Source organism: Candidatus Zixiibacteriota bacterium (genome assembly GCA_040752815.1).
Classification (GTDB): domain Bacteria; phylum Zixibacteria; class MSB-5A5; order GN15; family FEB-12; genus JAGGTI01.
This window is the reverse complement of the sequence record JBFMGC010000038.1, coordinates 10,057-26,642: the sequence shown is the minus strand read 5'-3', so window position 1 is coordinate 26,642 and position 16,586 is coordinate 10,057. Positions and strand designations below refer to the sequence as shown.

Annotated in this window: 10 protein-coding genes, 2 tRNA genes and 1 other RNA gene; all 13 read right to left on the bottom strand. The window is 58.7% G+C overall.

Going from position 1 to position 16,586, the window contains the following annotated elements; translation table 11 throughout:
* Window positions 1–578: 578 nt before the first annotated feature.
* Window positions 579–1,823, bottom strand: a complete 1,245-nt coding sequence (locus AB1772_09720; protein MEW5796622.1) for a coproporphyrinogen-III oxidase family protein — start codon at window positions 1,821–1,823, stop codon at window positions 579–581.
* A 3-nt stretch (window positions 1,824–1,826) separates the two neighbouring features.
* Window positions 1,827–2,552 (bottom strand): signal peptidase I, encoded by a 726-nt coding sequence (lepB, locus tag AB1772_09715; protein MEW5796621.1) that lies wholly within the window; start codon window positions 2,550–2,552, stop codon window positions 1,827–1,829.
* 318 nt (window positions 2,553–2,870) lie between these two features.
* Window positions 2,871–5,378, bottom strand: coding sequence for a DUF5916 domain-containing protein (locus tag AB1772_09710; protein MEW5796620.1), 2,508 nt, complete (start codon window positions 5,376–5,378; stop codon window positions 2,871–2,873).
* Between the two features lie 172 nt (window positions 5,379–5,550).
* Window positions 5,551–6,564: a methylmalonyl Co-A mutase-associated GTPase MeaB gene (gene meaB / locus AB1772_09705; GenBank protein ID MEW5796619.1), complete on the bottom strand. Its 1,014-nt coding sequence runs from the start codon at window positions 6,562–6,564 to the stop codon at window positions 5,551–5,553.
* A 4-nt stretch (window positions 6,565–6,568) separates the two neighbouring features.
* Window positions 6,569–8,314, bottom strand: coding sequence for a single-stranded-DNA-specific exonuclease RecJ (recJ, locus tag AB1772_09700; protein MEW5796618.1), 1,746 nt, complete (start codon window positions 8,312–8,314; stop codon window positions 6,569–6,571).
* 24 nt (window positions 8,315–8,338) lie between these two features.
* An RNA gene (gene rnpB, locus AB1772_09695) (RNase P RNA component class A) lies at window positions 8,339–8,706 on the bottom strand.
* A 61-nt stretch (window positions 8,707–8,767) separates the two neighbouring features.
* A complete protein-coding gene (gene guaB / locus AB1772_09690) occupies window positions 8,768–10,231 on the bottom strand; it encodes an IMP dehydrogenase (protein ID MEW5796617.1) in 1,464 nt (487 codons plus the stop codon).
* A 41-nt stretch (window positions 10,232–10,272) separates the two neighbouring features.
* Window positions 10,273–10,989, bottom strand: coding sequence for a C4-type zinc ribbon domain-containing protein (locus AB1772_09685; GenBank protein ID MEW5796616.1), 717 nt, complete (start codon window positions 10,987–10,989; stop codon window positions 10,273–10,275).
* Window positions 10,990–11,160: 171 nt separating this feature from the next.
* Window positions 11,161–11,234 (bottom strand) — tRNA-Val (locus tag AB1772_09680).
* A gap of 28 nt (window positions 11,235–11,262) precedes the next feature.
* Window positions 11,263–11,336, bottom strand: a tRNA-Ile gene (locus tag AB1772_09675).
* 155 nt (window positions 11,337–11,491) lie between these two features.
* Window positions 11,492–12,952, bottom strand: a complete 1,461-nt coding sequence (locus AB1772_09670) for a 4-hydroxyphenylacetate 3-hydroxylase N-terminal domain-containing protein (protein MEW5796615.1) — start codon at window positions 12,950–12,952, stop codon at window positions 11,492–11,494.
* 173 nt (window positions 12,953–13,125) lie between these two features.
* A complete protein-coding gene (locus AB1772_09665; protein ID MEW5796614.1) occupies window positions 13,126–14,871 on the bottom strand; it encodes a SpoIIE family protein phosphatase in 1,746 nt (581 codons plus the stop codon).
* Between the two features lie 110 nt (window positions 14,872–14,981).
* Entirely contained in the window at window positions 14,982–16,520 is a 1,539-nt protein-coding gene (locus tag AB1772_09660; GenBank protein MEW5796613.1) for a YifB family Mg chelatase-like AAA ATPase, read from the bottom strand.
* Window positions 16,521–16,586 lie beyond the last annotated feature (66 nt).

Here is a 16,586-nt window from a genome sequence, read left to right as displayed (position 1 = left end):
AACGGCACGTAATAATATGGCGGGGACCCCTGTCCCGTCACGCTCGCGCAAGCGGGCGCCCAGGTGTGGTTGCCAGCGAGGTGACTCTATGTTCAAAGCGACAAAGTGCAATTGGTATTTGGCATGAGGTCGGTGATCGGCGAACACAACTGGACCCTCGGTCGCGGCCGAGGGTGACGGCCTTATGGCCGTTGGCCCCGTTGTCGAAACCCCGCCACGGCGAGCAGTGCTAGGTCGGGTTCCGAGCATTGACCATTGGTGCGAGAAACCCGACATCTGGTTGTTTGCGGAGGATGTCGGGTTTGTCCGCCGCGGCGGACGAACCCGACCTACAGTTGCTCTAATCGCTACGAGATCATCTCGAATACTGACATCGTATCCCTTGCCAGCACACCTGGTTCCCGGCTTCCGCCGGGATGACGGCGCTTGCGCGCCGTTGTTATCGCGCCAAGCTCTGCGTAATCTCATCCGCGAGGATCAAAGCCTCGTCGGAGAGGCGGAGGAAGCCGCCGGCGCCGGGTGGCCCACCCTTCGGGTGGGTTTCTCACTCCTTCCCACCCGTAGGGCGGGCCACCCGTTTATTTCGCCAGTCTCTGTGTTATCTCATCCGCGAGGATCAAAGCCTCGTCAGAGAGACGAAGAAAATCGCCGGTGTCGACAAGATGGCCGGAGTTTAGTAGAAGGTCGTATTGGCTGGGATCAAGTAAGTCGGACAGCGGGCGATGGAAACGGCGCTCGAACGACGCCCGGTCGATGCCGCGTGCGGTGCGCAAGCCTAGCATGATCGCCTCGAAGATTCGTTCTTTCTCACCGGAGCGGTCCTCGATTGTCGGGCGGCGGCCGTGCTCCAGCGTTTCCATGTACTCATAGAGATTAGCGACATTTGAGAAACGTCGGCCGTCGATAAAGGAATGCGCCGCCGGGCCGAGGCCGAGATATTCGCCGCCGGTCCAGTAGTTCAGGTTGTGGCGGCAGGCGTGGGCGGGGAGGCGGCGCGGTGCTTTGGATTCGTAGGGCAGGACCCCTGCGGTCCTGCCATTGGTGGCAGGAGCACGGGGCTCCTGCCCTACGTCTTCTGTGGCTTGATCAGCTCTCACAAACGAGCAGACCTCGTACCGCTCGTAGCCGCGCGCTTTGAAGTGTTCATACCCCGCCGAGTATAACGTCTGCGCGAAATCCAGATCGGGCAGCTTTACCTTGCCTCGCTTAACCATCCGGTCGAGCTCGGTCCCCTCCTCGGCAGTCAACTGATAGAACGAAATGTGCGGCGGGCCGAGATCGGTCATCTGGTCGAGGTCCGACGAGAGCATCTTCCCGGTCTGCCCCGGCATGGCATAAAGCAAATCGCAGCCGTAGTTGTCATAGCCGAGCGCGTTGGCGAGATAAACCGCCTCGTGTACCTGCTGGAGTTCATGTTTGCGCGAGAGCAGTTTCAGAAGCCCGCTATCGAACGATTGCACTCCGAACACCGGCCGGTTGACGCCTATCTCAAGCAGCGCCTGAAGCAGCCCACGGCTGCATGATTCCGGGTTGATCTCGAACGAGAACTCGATCTCCTCTTCGTGTGGAAACAGCCTGTAAACCTTCTCCAGCCAGGCGCGAAACCTATCGAGTGTGGTCAGCGACGGTGTCCCGCCGCCGATATACAGAGTCGCGATTCGATAGCCGCGATCGTGCAGAGTCTGAGCGGCAAGTTCGGACTCTATGCACAGAGCGTCATAAAAGCGTGATTCGAGCAGGCTGTCGTAGTGCTCTTTATAGAAATCGCAGTAGCCGCACTTGTGGCGGCAGAAGGGGAAGTGAAGATAAAGACCGAACGGCATGCGTCAGATAGCGGCGCCAAGTCGCTCCCAGCGGATCTGGGACGGGAAGTTATACAAAAAGTGCCCGACCCACTGGACGACGTTGTGCACGTATGGGAAGTCCCATCCGGGAGTATCATCGAGCGGCATCCACGACCAGTAGATGAACAGCGCCTTGCCCTGGATGTTCTGGCGAGGCACCGAGCCCCAGAAACGGGAGTCGCGACTGTCGTCGCGGTTGTCACCCATGACGAAGTACTGTCCCGACGGCACCTCGTACGGCCCGAAATTGTCGCGGAAGGACAGGTCGCCGGGGATGACCTTCTGGTCGATGTTCTTGGACAGTCCGGGAATAGGCGCGATCTGGCCGTCGACATAGACAATTTTGTCCGCTATCTGAACCGTCTGCTCCGGCCCGGCCACAATCCGCTTGATGTACTTCTTGTCCGGATTGTTGGGATACTGGAAGACGATAATGTCCCCGACCTGCGGCTCGGTGCCGAACTCGTAGGCGAGTTTGTTGACGAAGATGTAGTCGCCGTTAAGGAGAGTGTCTTCCATCGACGCCGAGTTCACCCGGTAGGCCGAAACGACGAAAATGCGCAGCAGGATGGCCGCCACCAGGGCCAGGACCGCCGTTTCGACATACTCACGCCAGAGCGGTTTGCGATCCCGATGTTGCAGGACCTTGCGGGCCTGTTTTTGGGTCTCAGCCTTGGTGATCTCCTGGATGAGAAAATCCTGATCCATACTCTTAGAATTATCGGTTTCCCCCCGCCAGAGCTTAACGGCGGGGGTGTTTCAGTTGCTGTAAATATATGAGTCGCGGGGGGATAGGCAACGGGGGGTTTTAAGCTCGTGGGCGGCAGACCTCCGGTCTGCCCCGGGTCAGGGGCACACGAGGACGTGTGCCGCCCACGAAGGTAAACTGCGGTTTTACTAATGTAAACTGCGGTTTTACTAATGGAATTTGGCGGGCGTTGTTTCCGTGGGCGGCAGACCTCCGGTCTGCCCCAAGTCGGGGCGCACGGGGACCCGCCGAAGCGGGCCGCCCACGTGGCGCCATCGTTACAGATTAAACCAGTAACTCGCTTTGATCAGAAAGAGATTCTCCGAACCGACCGAGAAGAAGCGGTCTAAATCACGCTTGAGATCCAGATCATTGGCGGCCGGATCATAGTCTGATTTCGATCTTGTCCACACTACATACAGCGTGCTGCCGGGGCGGTACTCCCAGCGAAATAGGAACGTCGAATTGAGTGAACCGAAAGCGAAATCGTGATTGAGATCGTAGCGGTAGGGACCGTATTGGTTTTCTCCAAAATAAGGGCGATAGTTGCGATAGTCGAGCCCGGAGATCAACCCCCGCGCCGAAAGCTGACACGACAGGTTGCGGTGGAACACCACGCCCGCGCTGGCGTAGAGGCTGATCTGGTCCTTGTCGAGGTCAGCGAATATCGAGGTGTCCGGCGCGTTAGGGGCAGTTGATTGGTCGGCGGAGATATTTCTTACCCATCGGGTGTTGCCCAGATTGCGCACGTAGTTCGAGCCGAGCGAAAACTCTATGTTGGTCTGTGGTCTGAAATTGACCCCGACATAGTTCGCCCACCAGGAGCCCCCGCGATCGCCGCCTGAGCCAGGATTCCACAAAACCGAGACCTTCTTGCGTGGGTCGGTTTCGACATTGAACCACCAACTGTACGTCGGGTTGCCCGGCCACACCCAGAGACCGTTGCCCCTGGTTTCCAGGTCGCTGTACTTCTCGGCCTGCACCTCCGCGCCGCCGCCCATCGACCAGTTATTGATGAACTCGATATAGAAGTTGATATTCCCGCCGCGAGTGATCACCGCCCCCGCGTAGTTCTCGGTATAGTAGAAGTTGACATTGTTCCGACTGTTGCGGACAATCCACCAGTCATCATTAGTGCGGTACTGCATCCAGAGATAAGTGTTGCGGATATTGTTGCGCTCGGTGAACCCGAGGCGATTGATTTGAAAATGCGGATCCTTGACAGTGATACCGACCGCCCCACGCACGTGCTTTCCGGCGTCTTTGCCTAAGGTCAGATCGAGTCCGAATCCGACATGCTCCGGATCGACTCTGCTGAAAACGCTCTGCCCGCGTACGTACCAGGCGCTGTTATTCGTAAAGAGCCGCCAGTCCAGACCGCCGGTGACCGCCGCATGGCGGGTGTCCTGACTCGCCAGGGTAACAACTGCGCCTACGTGCGAATTCGCCAGCACGTCCTGCTTCACACGGAAGACCGTGTATCCGGCCGGCGGCTCCACCACTCCGTCGCGAAACGCAAACGTGGTGTCGGCATTTGTAGTGTCGCCGACAGAGTCGGTTTCGACATTGAATACCGAGTCGATCGCCGCATACCTCGCCCGTTCTCTCTGAGTAACAGCGCCGAGCACAGCGACAGATGTTCTTCCCGCCAGCTTGCCGGTCAATTTTGCCGCACCAAGGATAGTGCTGGCGCGAGGGCGATGGATTTCATGGAAGAAAGCCGGATCATCGACATCATAAGCCGGGTTGCGACCAATACGGCGTGAATAGAACATCTGAAACTCGGTGCGAAACAAGTCGGCACCTTCCATGAAGAAGGGCCGCTTCTCGGGGAAGTAGGTCTCAAAGACCGAGAGGTTCAGCACCGGCTGGTCAAGTTCCACCTGACCGAAATCAGGGTTGATAGTGGCATCAAGTGTCAGGTTGGTCGATAGGCCGTATTTGATGTCCATTCCGGCGTTGCCGAGCAGGTCACGGCCATCGTTCCATCGCACCGACGGCCGGCTCTCCATGCTCGAGACAGCATAAGGCAGGACTTCGAGATGTCGTGTCGGCTGGATATCAGACAGGCCGGTGAGATGGCCGAAGTTCGATGCAAATCCCCCCTCCTTGGAGGGTACGAACGCCCACTGCGTGAATTCGTTCTTGCGCGCGACCCAGCGAGTGAAGTCCACTCCCCAGACGTGCTCCTCCAGCTCGGGAAAGCGGAGACAGTGATACGGGATTTCGAACTCGGCCGACCAACCCCATGGTTGTCTGCGAACAGCCGCCATCCAGACGCCGTCCCAGGATTCATCGGTGTTGGTGTTATCGTAAATTCGCAGGTCGCGCTGCGTGCCGGCGGCGCTCACATTGAACAGGTATCCGGAGCGGTGATCATGATAGGGATCCAGGCGAATACTCACGAGATCGGATTGGGACAGGCGATCCCGGCGCGCCAACTGGCTCGTGATCTTCTCCGGCTCCGAGTCGTAGCACCAGAAGGCGGCATAAATTGCCTTCTCGTCATAGACAACCGCCACGAACGTAGATTCGGACTGGGGTTTGCCTTCATCGGGATCGGTCTGGATGAACCCCCCCACTTTTTGGATATCCGAACCGGTCCACACCGGGTCTTCAAGATCGCCGTCGATAGCCGGCGGGTGCGGATTTGCTCTCAGGGCCCGGATCTCCGGAACGATCCGGGTCGTGGTTTCAGAACTGTCGCTTTCCCCTGCAGAGGTCAGAGTGCCCGCAGCCAGTATCAGCACGAATGCCGATACGCTGTGAGCGTCCAGCGTCTTCACGCGGCCTTCCTCCAACCGTAGCCGGCGCAGGCCGGCGATGTGTGTTATGATGCCGCCTTTCCCAAGGGGCCTAAGCGTGCATCCTTACAGGTAGACGAAAGTCTGAAGCACTGGTTGCGAAAAAAGTTCGACCCACTCTTGCGGCCGGCAGTGCCCACCGCCGGTTATCCGCTTACGAGCGGCTCAGGAATTGCCGGTATAGCTGGTCGCTGATCTGATACGGGTTAGTCCGGCCGTTGCGTATGCTTTCGATTGCCCGGTCGAGTTCGGCCTCGGTGGCGAGTTCGTTGATGAACTCGCCCTGGAAACGATGGATGAGAATGTTCAGAATCTTCTTGCGGAGACGGCGGCGCCGGTTCTGGTCGAACAGGCCGCTCTGCCGGCTCTGCTCGATATGATCGAGCGCAGCCGCGAAGAGCTTGTCGATATTCCGGTTGTTTATTGCCTCGGTCGAAATAATCGGCGTGACGCGGTTCCCGTCGTTGACGTGACTTGTCAGCGTGTGGCGCTGCGGGCTGATCGCGCCCGCTCTGTGGCGCGAGTGAGCCACCCATTGCTGGGTTTCGAGGGTGCGGCGTAGATCGGCGGCGAGCCGCTCCGCGCCGGGGCGGTCGGCCTTGTTCAGGCAGAAGATGTCGGCGATCTCCATCAGTCCCGCCTTCAGCATCTGGACAGCGTCGCCGGACTCCGGCACAATCACCACGATAACCACATCGCAGGTGTCGATGATATCCAGCTCTACCTGGCCGACCCCCACGGTCTCGATGAGCGTAACGTCAAACCCGAAAGCATCGTAGAGAATCGCCACGTTATCGGTTGCGGCGGCCAGTCCACCGGTAGCGCCGCGGGTGGCCATGGAGCGGAAATAAACACTGCCGTCGGTGGGAAAATCGTTCATCCGGACCCGGTCGCCCAGCAGTGCCCCGCCGGTGAATGGCGAGGTGGGATCGACCGCAATGATCCCGACTTTCTGTTTCCGTTCGAGAAACAGCCGCGCGAGTCCGTTCACCAGAGTAGACTTGCCGGCGCCGGGCGGCCCGGTGACCCCAATTCGAATGGAGCGCCCCGCTCGCGGATACAGTCGTCCGAGCAGTTCCTGAAACCGCTCGCCCCGGTTCTCAACGTAGGAAACCAGGCGCGAGAGCGCCCGGATATCGCCCTGTTCGAACCGCTCCAATAGGGTCATTTCGTCAGTATCCGGTCGAGAATTCACCGATAGTCGGCTTGATGTCGCGAAGGCGCATCTGAACCTTGGTAATGCCCCGGTAGGTGTTGAACTCGAGCGCGTAAACCACGTCGACCAGGCAACCGCGGTGCGACAATTCGCGTGCCATGTGGCCAAAGCCGAAACCTATTACGTCGACCACCGCCCCGTCCTTGCCGAGCTGCATCTTGAGGTGGTTGCTGCCCACCACATAGGGTGTGTCGACTATCTCGCAGTTACGGGTCAGGAAGATCGGCCTCATATTCTGCGGGCCGAAGGGCGCGAACTGCTCAAGAATGCTCACGAAGTTGTCGGTGATGTCGTGCAGTTCGATTTCCAGGTCGATATTGAGCTTCGGGGTGGTGTCGTCCTTGGACAGATTTTCACCGGAGACTTCCTTGAAGCGTTCGCGGAAGGCGGGGATGTTTTCTGCCTTGATCGAAAGCCCCGCCGCATACTTGTGCCCGCCGTAGCGCATAAGCAGGTGCTCGCACTGCTTAAGTGCTTCACACAGGTGGAAACCGGGGATCGAGCGGGCCGAACCTTTGCCCTCGCCGTCGCTGATGGCGATCATTACTGTCGGCAGATGATAGCGCTCAACCAAACGGCTGGCGACAATCCCGATAACGCCCTGGTGCCACCCCTCGGCCGCCAGCACGATCGCCTTGTCATGCTCGAGATCGACCGTGTCTTCCATCTGGGCGAGCGCCTCCTGAAGCGTCTGCTCGTCGATCTCCTTGCGCCGACGGTTCTCGCTGTCGAGCTTGCGGGCGATATCCGACGCCAGCCGCTCGTCGCGTGTGGCCAGAAGCCGGGCCGCCTGGCGGGCGTCGCCGAGTCGACCAATCGCATTCAGGCGCGGCGCCAGGATAAACACCACCTGGCCGGTGCCGATCTCTTTCCCCATAAGTCCCGAGACGAACGCCAGCGACTTGATTCCCGGCTTGGTCGTGCGGGCAATTTGCTTGATGCCGAACTTGGTCAGAACCCGATTCTCGTCAACGAGCGGCACGATATCCGCCGATGTCCCCAGCGCGACCAGATCGAGGTGCTCGTGGAGCTCGTTTTCGTCCTGGCCGAGGCGGCGATAGAGCGCCTGTGCGAACTTGTAGGCGACCCCCACCCCGGACAGCTCCCCGCCGTAGTCACAGGCGAACTGCTTGGGGTTTATGATAGCCAATGCCGGGGGGAGCTCGTTGGCCGGTTCATGATGATCGGTCACGACTACGTCGATACCGAGCGATGCGGCGTACTTGATCTCGGCCACTGCGGTAATACCGGTATCAACGGTAACCAGAAGGGTAACGCCGCTCTGACGGGCGAGGTCGATCCCGTCGGGCGAGAGGCCGTACCCTTCGGTCAGACGATTGGGCAGGTAGAAATCGGCGTTCGCACCCAGCTTGTTGAGGACCAGATAGAGCAGCGCCGTGGCCGTGATGCCGTCGACATCGTAATCGCCGTAAATCAGAATCTTCTCGTTGTTGTAGAGCGCCCCGGTGACCCGATCGATCCCCTGTTCCATGCCGGTCATCTCGAATGGATCCTTGAGATCGCTCAGGCTGGGTTCGAGGAAGCGGTGGATCGTTTCGGGGGTGTCGAGTCCGCGGGTAACCAGGATTTTGACTATGTTGCGGGGGAGCGAGGTCTCCTGGACGAGCCTGTCCACAAGCTTATAATCGGGGGAGCCGACCAGTTCCCACCGGGGGGAGGTGGTCTTATTCACCAGGCTCATGTATGCCTCCAAAAGCAGCGAGGCAGCGAAAGCAGAAGATAAGCCGAGTTCTGTTCATCCCTGCGAGAGGGACTGCAGTCATTGATCTGGGCAGCCGGTTGCCCGGTCTGCTCCTGCGGCCTACCCGGGAATCAAAGCGGAGCGAATCAACTCCTCTTCCCTTATTTGGCCTTGCTCCGGGCGGGGTTTGCCCACCGGCCCATCACTGGGCGCGGCCGTGGTCTCTTACACCGCGATTTCACCCTTACCCCGACTAAGTCGGGGCGGTATGTTTCTGTGGCACTTTCCGTCGGATCGCTCCGCCCCGGCGTTACCGGGCGCCCCGATTCTGTGGAGCTCGGACTTTCCTCACTCTAAACGTCGGTCTAAAGCGCGACTGCTCCTTCTACTTCCGTCGTCTCAAGTTAATATCACCAAACACAAACACTTTCCAATTCAGGTAGCGCCCGACAATCAGAGTATCCGCCGGTAGTTGGGCGCTTCTTTAGTTATCGGCACGGAATGGGGATGAGATTCCGCCAATCCGGCCCCTGTAATTTGTACAAACTGCGCATCGCGCCGAAGTTCCGCAAGATTTCTGGCCCCGCAGAGGCCCATGCCGGCTCTCAGGCCACCGACCAGTTGGTAAATGAGATCGGCCAGGTGGCCTTTGTAAGGGACACGCCCCTCGACACCTTCGGGCACAAACTTGCCCGCCTCCAGGTGATGCTCCTGGAAATACCGGTCGGAGCTACCTTTCTGCATAGCTCCGATCGAGCCCATGCCACGGTACATTTTGAACGACCGCCCCTCGAAAAGGACCGTTTCACCGGGGGATTCCTCGACCCCGGCCAGCAGCGACCCGATCATTACCGCATGAGCTCCGCAGGCGAGAGCCTTGGTTATGTCGCCGGAATAGCGAATGCCGCCGTCGGCTATCACCGGCGTCCCTTTTTTGGCGGCCATCTCTACTCCGTTCAGAATGGCACTCACCTGGGGCATTCCGGCCCCGGTGACCACGCGGGTCGTACAAATCGAACCCGGGCCGATTCCCACTTTGACACAGTCGGCGCCGGCGGCGATTAACGCCTGCACGCCTGGCCCGGTGGCCACGTTGCCCGCCATTACCGGCACCGAGGACTTCTTCTTGAGCTGCTCCACCATCTTCAGCACGCCCTTGCTGTGGCCGTGCGAACTGTCGATTACCAGAAGGTCAGCCCCGGCGGCAATCAGGGCCTCAGCCCGAATGTCACTGTCGCCGCCGATTCCCACCGCCGCTGCCACCCGAAGCCGCCCACGATCGTCCTTGGCGGCCGCCGGGTACTGAATCTTCTTCATGATGTCCTTGACCGTGATCATCCCCTTGAGCCGGTACTGCTCATCGACTATCAGGACTTTTTCGATGCGGTGTTTATGGAGTATATCCTTGGCCGTCTCGATGTCGGTCCCCTCGGGCACTGTGACTAGATTTTCGTGGGTCATGACATCGGCGATCGGCAGCGACGTATCACGAATGAACCTGAGATCGCGGTTGGTCAAAATGCCGACGAGGCGCTCGCCCTTGGTGATCGGAATTCCTGAAATGGAGAATTTCTGCATTACCTGGAGGGCATCACCGACCGTTTTTTCCGGAGTAAGCGTGATCGGATCGACTATCATGCCGGATTCGGACCGCTTAACTTTGTCGACCTCCGCCGCCTGCCGCTCCGGCGACATGTTCTTATGAATCACCCCGATACCGCCCTGACGGGCCAGCGCTATTGCCAAGTCCGCCTCGGTGACAGTATCCATTGCGGCCGAGATAATCGGGATATTCAGCTTGATACCCGGCGCGATTTCAACCGCGATATCAACATCCTTGGGCAACACCTCAGAGTACGCCGGCACGAGAAGGATATCGTCGAACGCCAGTGCGGTCTTGGGGAGCAACTCAGCCATCGATCATTTGCTTTCGAGATTTCGTTCGGCCCAGGTGAAAATCAGGGCGACTCCTCCTCATCCCAGTACAGGAGGCAGCCGCAGTAGTCGCAGGTGTACACGTGATCGGCCCGCTTGATCTCCTGAATCTTCTTTGGGGTAAGCGACTTGAAACAGGAGCTGCACGCCTTTTTCTTAACTACCACCACGGCGCGGCCACCCCGCCCCTTGCGCACCCGCTCATAAGTAGCCATCACGCCGGTGGAGATGCTTTGAACGATTTCCTGTCGGGAACCTTTCTTCTCGGAGACTTTATCGCCGATCGAATCCATCTTCTCCTGCAACACCTGGAGCTGCTTCTGATTGTTCTCGATGATGGAGGCTTCTTTTTCCCGCCACAGGTTGCCCTCCTTGTCGAGCTGGTCGATCAGGTCCATAGTTTTGAGCAGGTCGGTCTCGTGGTTGGAAATCGCCGCCTTGATATTGTCGATTTCAGCCACCAGGGCGTCGTACTCACGGTTGGTTTTGATTGACATCATCTGCTGCTGGTACTTTTGGAGCTCGCTTTCCCTGGCTTTGATTTCCAGTTCGAGCCGCTTGCGCGTCATCCTGGCCTCGTCGAGAGCGCTGGCGGTGTCGATGACTTTCTGCTTGGCCTCCTGGATTTCGCGGTTAAGGTTCTCCATCATGTCGGGGAGGTAGTCTTTGGAGCGTTCCAGTTCGCCGAGATCGTAATCGATGACCTGAAGTTTCAACAGCAACTCGAGATCGTTGCGCACGGGCAAGGCCTCCTTAGTGGGTTGAGTCATAGCTAACAAAAAACCGCATTTCCCACAGAGTATAGGGAAATGCGGTTTGTTCCTCGCTTTGTCGACCAGCCGTTTTTTTGCGATACTCGGGCAAAACGGCCGGTCTGTACCTTGTTATTACTGCCATCATCTTTCTCTATATGGGCAATACTGGACTCGAACCAGTGACCTCTCGGATGTGAACCGAACGCTCTAACCAGCTGAGCTAATTGCCCATTTTCAGTCCTATCCGTGCCCACAATCTGGGCCCAGTAGGACTTGAACCTACGACCCGCTGATTATGAGTCAGCTGCTCTAACCAACTGAGCTATGGGCCCAAATGGTCAAGTCTATTATTTTACTGCTTCTTCTCTCCCCCGTCAAGCCGAATTAGACTAAGCCAACCTCTTTTGGTCTCGGGAACGAGACCACCGGAGTAGCCGACGCCCAGGCACAGCTGGAGTATCCGGTTGTAAGACAACGCCTTGCCACATCATTTCCGACCCGGATCAGGAATCTCTTCGACTATTCCCGCCACTTTTCTGGCGATCTGGACTTTCTCTTCCAGTTTGGCGGTCGCGTTTATGACCAGCTTGGCACCGTCGGGCGACCCGCCCCCGTGCATGCAGCCGGGGACCCCGCCGCCGATCGTGGTCCACTCGACCAGGCGCGCCGCCCGCGCGCGGGAATCGGCCGAGTGTTTTGCAGTCAGGTACTTCTTGATCAGGTGGCCGTACTTTTGGGACTCGAAATCTTTGTACGACGGCATGCATCCGGTTTCGGCGATTCCGCCCGCTATATCCTGCGCCAGCACCGAGGTCTCGTACGGCAGAGTTGCGACGTGAACTTTGTTGACATTGGCCAGGAGCGGATCGCACAACCAGGCACCCGACGGATGTTTCTTCCCACGTGCCGCCGCGGCGATACCGACTGCGTAAGTGGTCTCGTTGTTGATAACCATTCTGGTCACCTTCTCGCGGAAGACCTTATCCGCAAGTCCGTTTGTGCGGGCGGTCAGTAAAGCCGAGCCGATTTTGATATCCCCCTGTCCGGCCACGCAGCCGCCGATAGCCGAGCGGTACGGCATGATGAAATAACTGACCGCCGCCATCGTGTATTTGGTCTCACCGCACATGAAGACGCGCTCTCTTGGCACGAACACGTCTTCGAAGAGCAGAAACGCCTGCGTGATACCTCCCTCGCGCACCGGATTGTCAAACCCCTCCTCCTCGTCCCGCGTATCGCTCGGGTGTCGGGTTTCGACTATAGTCAGCCCCTTGATATCTCTTGGAATCACGAATGAAACCGCACAGTCGGCATCTTCCTCTTTGTAGGCCGAACCGGGCAGGATAAATATCTCCTGGGCGGCCGCCACGCCGCAGATCATCAGCTTGGCGCCGCGAACTACAATTCCGTCCGGTCGCTTTTCGACCAGATGAAGGAAAACATCTTTGTCGGCCTGTTGCGATGGCGCCTTGGTGCGGTCGCCCTTGGCGTCGGTCAGCGCACCTGAGATGGTGATATCTCGCGCCTGGGCGTCTCTGAGCCAGGCGAGAAGGCGCTGGTGGTAATCAGTGCCGAGATCGCGATCCATTTCCCAGGTAGTAACGAACATGGCGTTGAGCGCCGACCAGCCCGCGCACCGCCCGCCGGTGCAGGTGCCGGTGAGATGAAACATCAGCCGCTTCATATCCGAATTGGCGTACATGTCTTCAGGGGATTGAATGATCGAGAGATACCGCGAAATCGGCTCACCGGTGAGGTGCGAGACCGTGGTCACCTTGTCGCGCAGCCTGTCATCGTGCGCCGCCTTGAAGGTCCAGGCGTGACCCTCGACAGTCCGACGGGTAGCCGGATGCACGGTGACATCTTCGATCAGTTCATCGAACTTGTAGATAATGGGCCGGAGTTTTTTGAGGGAGTCGATATATTGCTGGTACGTTTTCAGAGCCATGGGCGTCTCCTGTGGAGGCAAACTTCATCGCAGGAGAAATATAACGTTTGTGGGTCGGGTTCGCCGCATGGATTTTTAGAGCGGCAAACCCGACATTCTTGGCTGTTACGGCCGTGGGCGGCCGAGTCTGCCCCGGACTTGATCCGGGGCAGGCTTTACCGCCCACGGCTGCACTACAACCTCTTTATCACCACCACCGTGATGTCATCAAAGATATGCTTCGGGCCGGCGTAGGCATACACCGCCTCGCGAATGGCATCGGCAATCTCAGCACTCCGGCGAGTCCGGTTCTTCTGCACAACTTCGGTCAGTCCCGCACGGCCGAATTCGCGACCGGTATCGTCGAATACCTCCGTGACACCGTCGGTGTACATGACAACCATCTCACCCGGCTGGATCATGAAGGCGCGTTCCTCGAAAGTCGCCTGCTTGTTGACACCAAGGATCACGCCCCCCTCTACAAGCGGCTCCACCGTACCGTCCTTCTTGAACCAGAGCGGCGGGTTGTGGCCGAAATTGGCAAACGTGAAGATATGATTGTTAGTGTCCAGCACACCATAGACCGCGGTCACGTACATCCCCGGTTCGAGCGACTCGCACAGCAGCGAATTGACTTTCTGGCCGATCGTGCGAATCGAGTAGTTGTTGCGGATTTCGGCAATCAACGACGCGCGGAACGATGCCATAATCAGCGCCGCCGGCATCCCCTTGCCGCTGACATCGGCGATAGCGATACCCAGATGGCTGTCGACAATGCGGATGAAATCGTAGTAGTCGCCGCCGACCTGGCCGGACGAAGTGTTGTGCCCGCTTATGTCGTATCCCGGCACGACCGGATCGCGTTTGGGCAGGAAGGTGCGCTGGGTGTCGCGGGCGACCTCGAGCTGCGCCTGGAGCTGTTTGGCCTGCAGGTTCCGCTCATGCATCCTGGCCCGTTCGATCGACATCCCCGCTTGTGCCGCGAATGCGCGAATCAATGAAATGTGGCGACGGTCGAAGGCGTTGTGGTCGTTGGATTCAAGATTGATGACTCCGATCACCCGATCGTCGACCTTTATCGGCACCGCGATTTCGCTGCGAGTAGTGGCAACCGCCTGAACATAGCGCGGGTCGGCGGTGACATCGTCAACGATTATCTCCTTGCCCGAGGTAGCGGCCGCGCCGACCAGGCCCTCGTCGCACTTCATGTGCAGCGTATTCGATGCCTCGGCCGAATAGCCGACCGTATAGATGGCATTGAGGTCCAGTCCACGCTCATCGCAAAGAAACACGCCGCCCGATTCGAATTTCACGACCTGTTTCAACGAATCCAGAATCGCGGCCAGCACTTCCTGGAGCGACAGCTTGCCGGACAGTTTCTGCCCGATCTCATAGAGCAGCGATTTTTCCAGAGCCTCTCGCTTGGCCTCACGATACAAGTAGGCGTTGTCAATCGCCACCGCGATCTGATGATTCAGCCCGCTGAGCATGTCCAGGTCAGTCTGATCGAACTCCCCATGCAGTTTATTGACCGCCTCAACCACGCCGATAAGTTTATCGCGACCGATTAACGGCAGCGCCAGCAGCGATCGCGCGGGCAGCCCGGTAATTCGGCCCATCTCCTGGTCGAGACGAGGATCCTCAGCGGCATTGTTTATCACCACCGGTTCGCGGTTTTCGAGAATCCAGCCCACGACTCCCGCGCTCGGCTCGCGGCCGATCGTGATCATATGGCCGTTATGATACGACATGAAGCGCGTGCGCCGCTCGCGCGGGTCCGGATCGTGGCGGTAAATGGCGGCGCCCTCGCAGCCGACCGCGGCCATGACCAGCCTGAGAGCGGCCTCGATCAGTTCCTCGTACTCGAGCGTGGTATTGAACGAGCGGGCGGCCTCGAGAAGAAGCTTTTCAACGCGACTCTGGTTTAGTTCCACCGACATTGCGGGGGTAAGGTAGCGAGTAAAGTCGCTTTGTCAAATCAATACGGTGGCGGTCGAACCAACTGCAGGCGATCGACAGCCACTTCAGCCGGATCCACGGCTCCGCATGGTCACAACCACAAGTGCCGGTCCAGAGTCCGGTAGTGAATCGCCTCGGCGACATGGCCCATCTGGATGTCATCGGAGTTATCAAGATCGGCAATCGTGCGCGAGACTTTCAGGATGCGGTCGTACGCCCGCGCCGACAACCCCTGCTGTTTGATCGCCAACGCCAGAAGCGCTTGTGACTTGTCGTCAAGTTGACAGAACCGGCGAATATCACGCGATTCCATCTGGGCATTCGAGTAGAGCGACTTTTCGCCCTTAAACCGATCAAGCTGCCGCTGCCGGGCCGAATTGACCCGGGCGCGTATCAGCTCGGACTTCTCACCTCTCGTATCCGATGACAACTCCTTGAACTTCACCGAGGGTACCGAGACATGAATATCGATTCTGTCCAGAAGCGGCCCGGAGATCCGCGACATGTACCGCTGAATCTCGCTGCCGGTGCATTTGCATTCATGGCCGAGGTCGCCGTTGTAGCCGCACGGGCACGGGTTCATGGCAGCCACCAGCATGAAACGGGCCGGGTAGGTGAGCGTGGTCGCCGCGCGCGAGATGGTCACGTGGTTGTCCTCCATAGGCTGGCGCAGCATTTCCAGAATGTCTTTCTTGAATTCAGGAAGTTCGTCCAGAAACAACACGCCGTTGTGAGCGAGCGACACCTCACCCGGTTTCGGAATTGCCCCGCCGCCGATCAGTCCCGCGTATGAAATCGTATGATGCGGCGAGCGGGCAGGACGCGTGGCTACCAGTGCCGAGTCGGCGGGGAGGCGCCCGGCGACCGAATGTATCTTCGTGGTTTCAAGCGCCTCACCGAGAGTCATGTCAGGCAGGACGGTCGGCAGGCGACGCGCCAGCATCGTCTTGCCGGAGCCGGGCGGGCCGATCATGATCACGTTATGACCGCCCGCCGCGGCGACCTCGAGCGCCCGCTTGGCGGTTTCCTGTCCCTTGACATCGGAGAAGTCGAACGGATAGGTGCGAGCACTGTCGAATACCGACTTAATGTCGATCTTGTGCGGGCTGATTGTGGTCTGGTCCTCGAAAAAGTGCACCGCTTCCTTGAGCGACTTTACCGGGTACACCGGCACCGTGTCGGCCATCGCGGCCTCGCAGGCGTTCTCCGCCGGCACCAGGATTCCCCGTACCTTCGACTCAGGATTGAAACTCATCGCCATCGGCAGAACTCCCGGCACAGGGCGCAGCGCCCCGTCGAGCGAAAGCTCGCCCAACATCACGTATTCGTCGAACCGGTCACACAGTATCTGGCCAGTGGCGGCGAGTATGCCGACCGCGATCGGAAGATCGAACGCCGAACCCTCTTTTTTGATATCCGCCGGGGCCAGGTTAATCGTGACCTTCTTGGCCGGGAAGATGAAGTCGGAGTTTTTGATTGCGGCGGTGACCCGCTCTTTGGACTCGCGCACCGCACCGTCAGGCAAACCCACCGTAATAAACAGCGGAAGTTGTTGTTGGATATCGGCTTCGACCTCAACCTCATAAGCGTCGACACCGAGCGTAGCCGCCGAGAGAACCTTGGAAAGCATGTCGCGATACCTCATGGTTGTGGCCCGACAAATGGCGCCGGACCGGGCCCTGGTTACTCCCCGCCG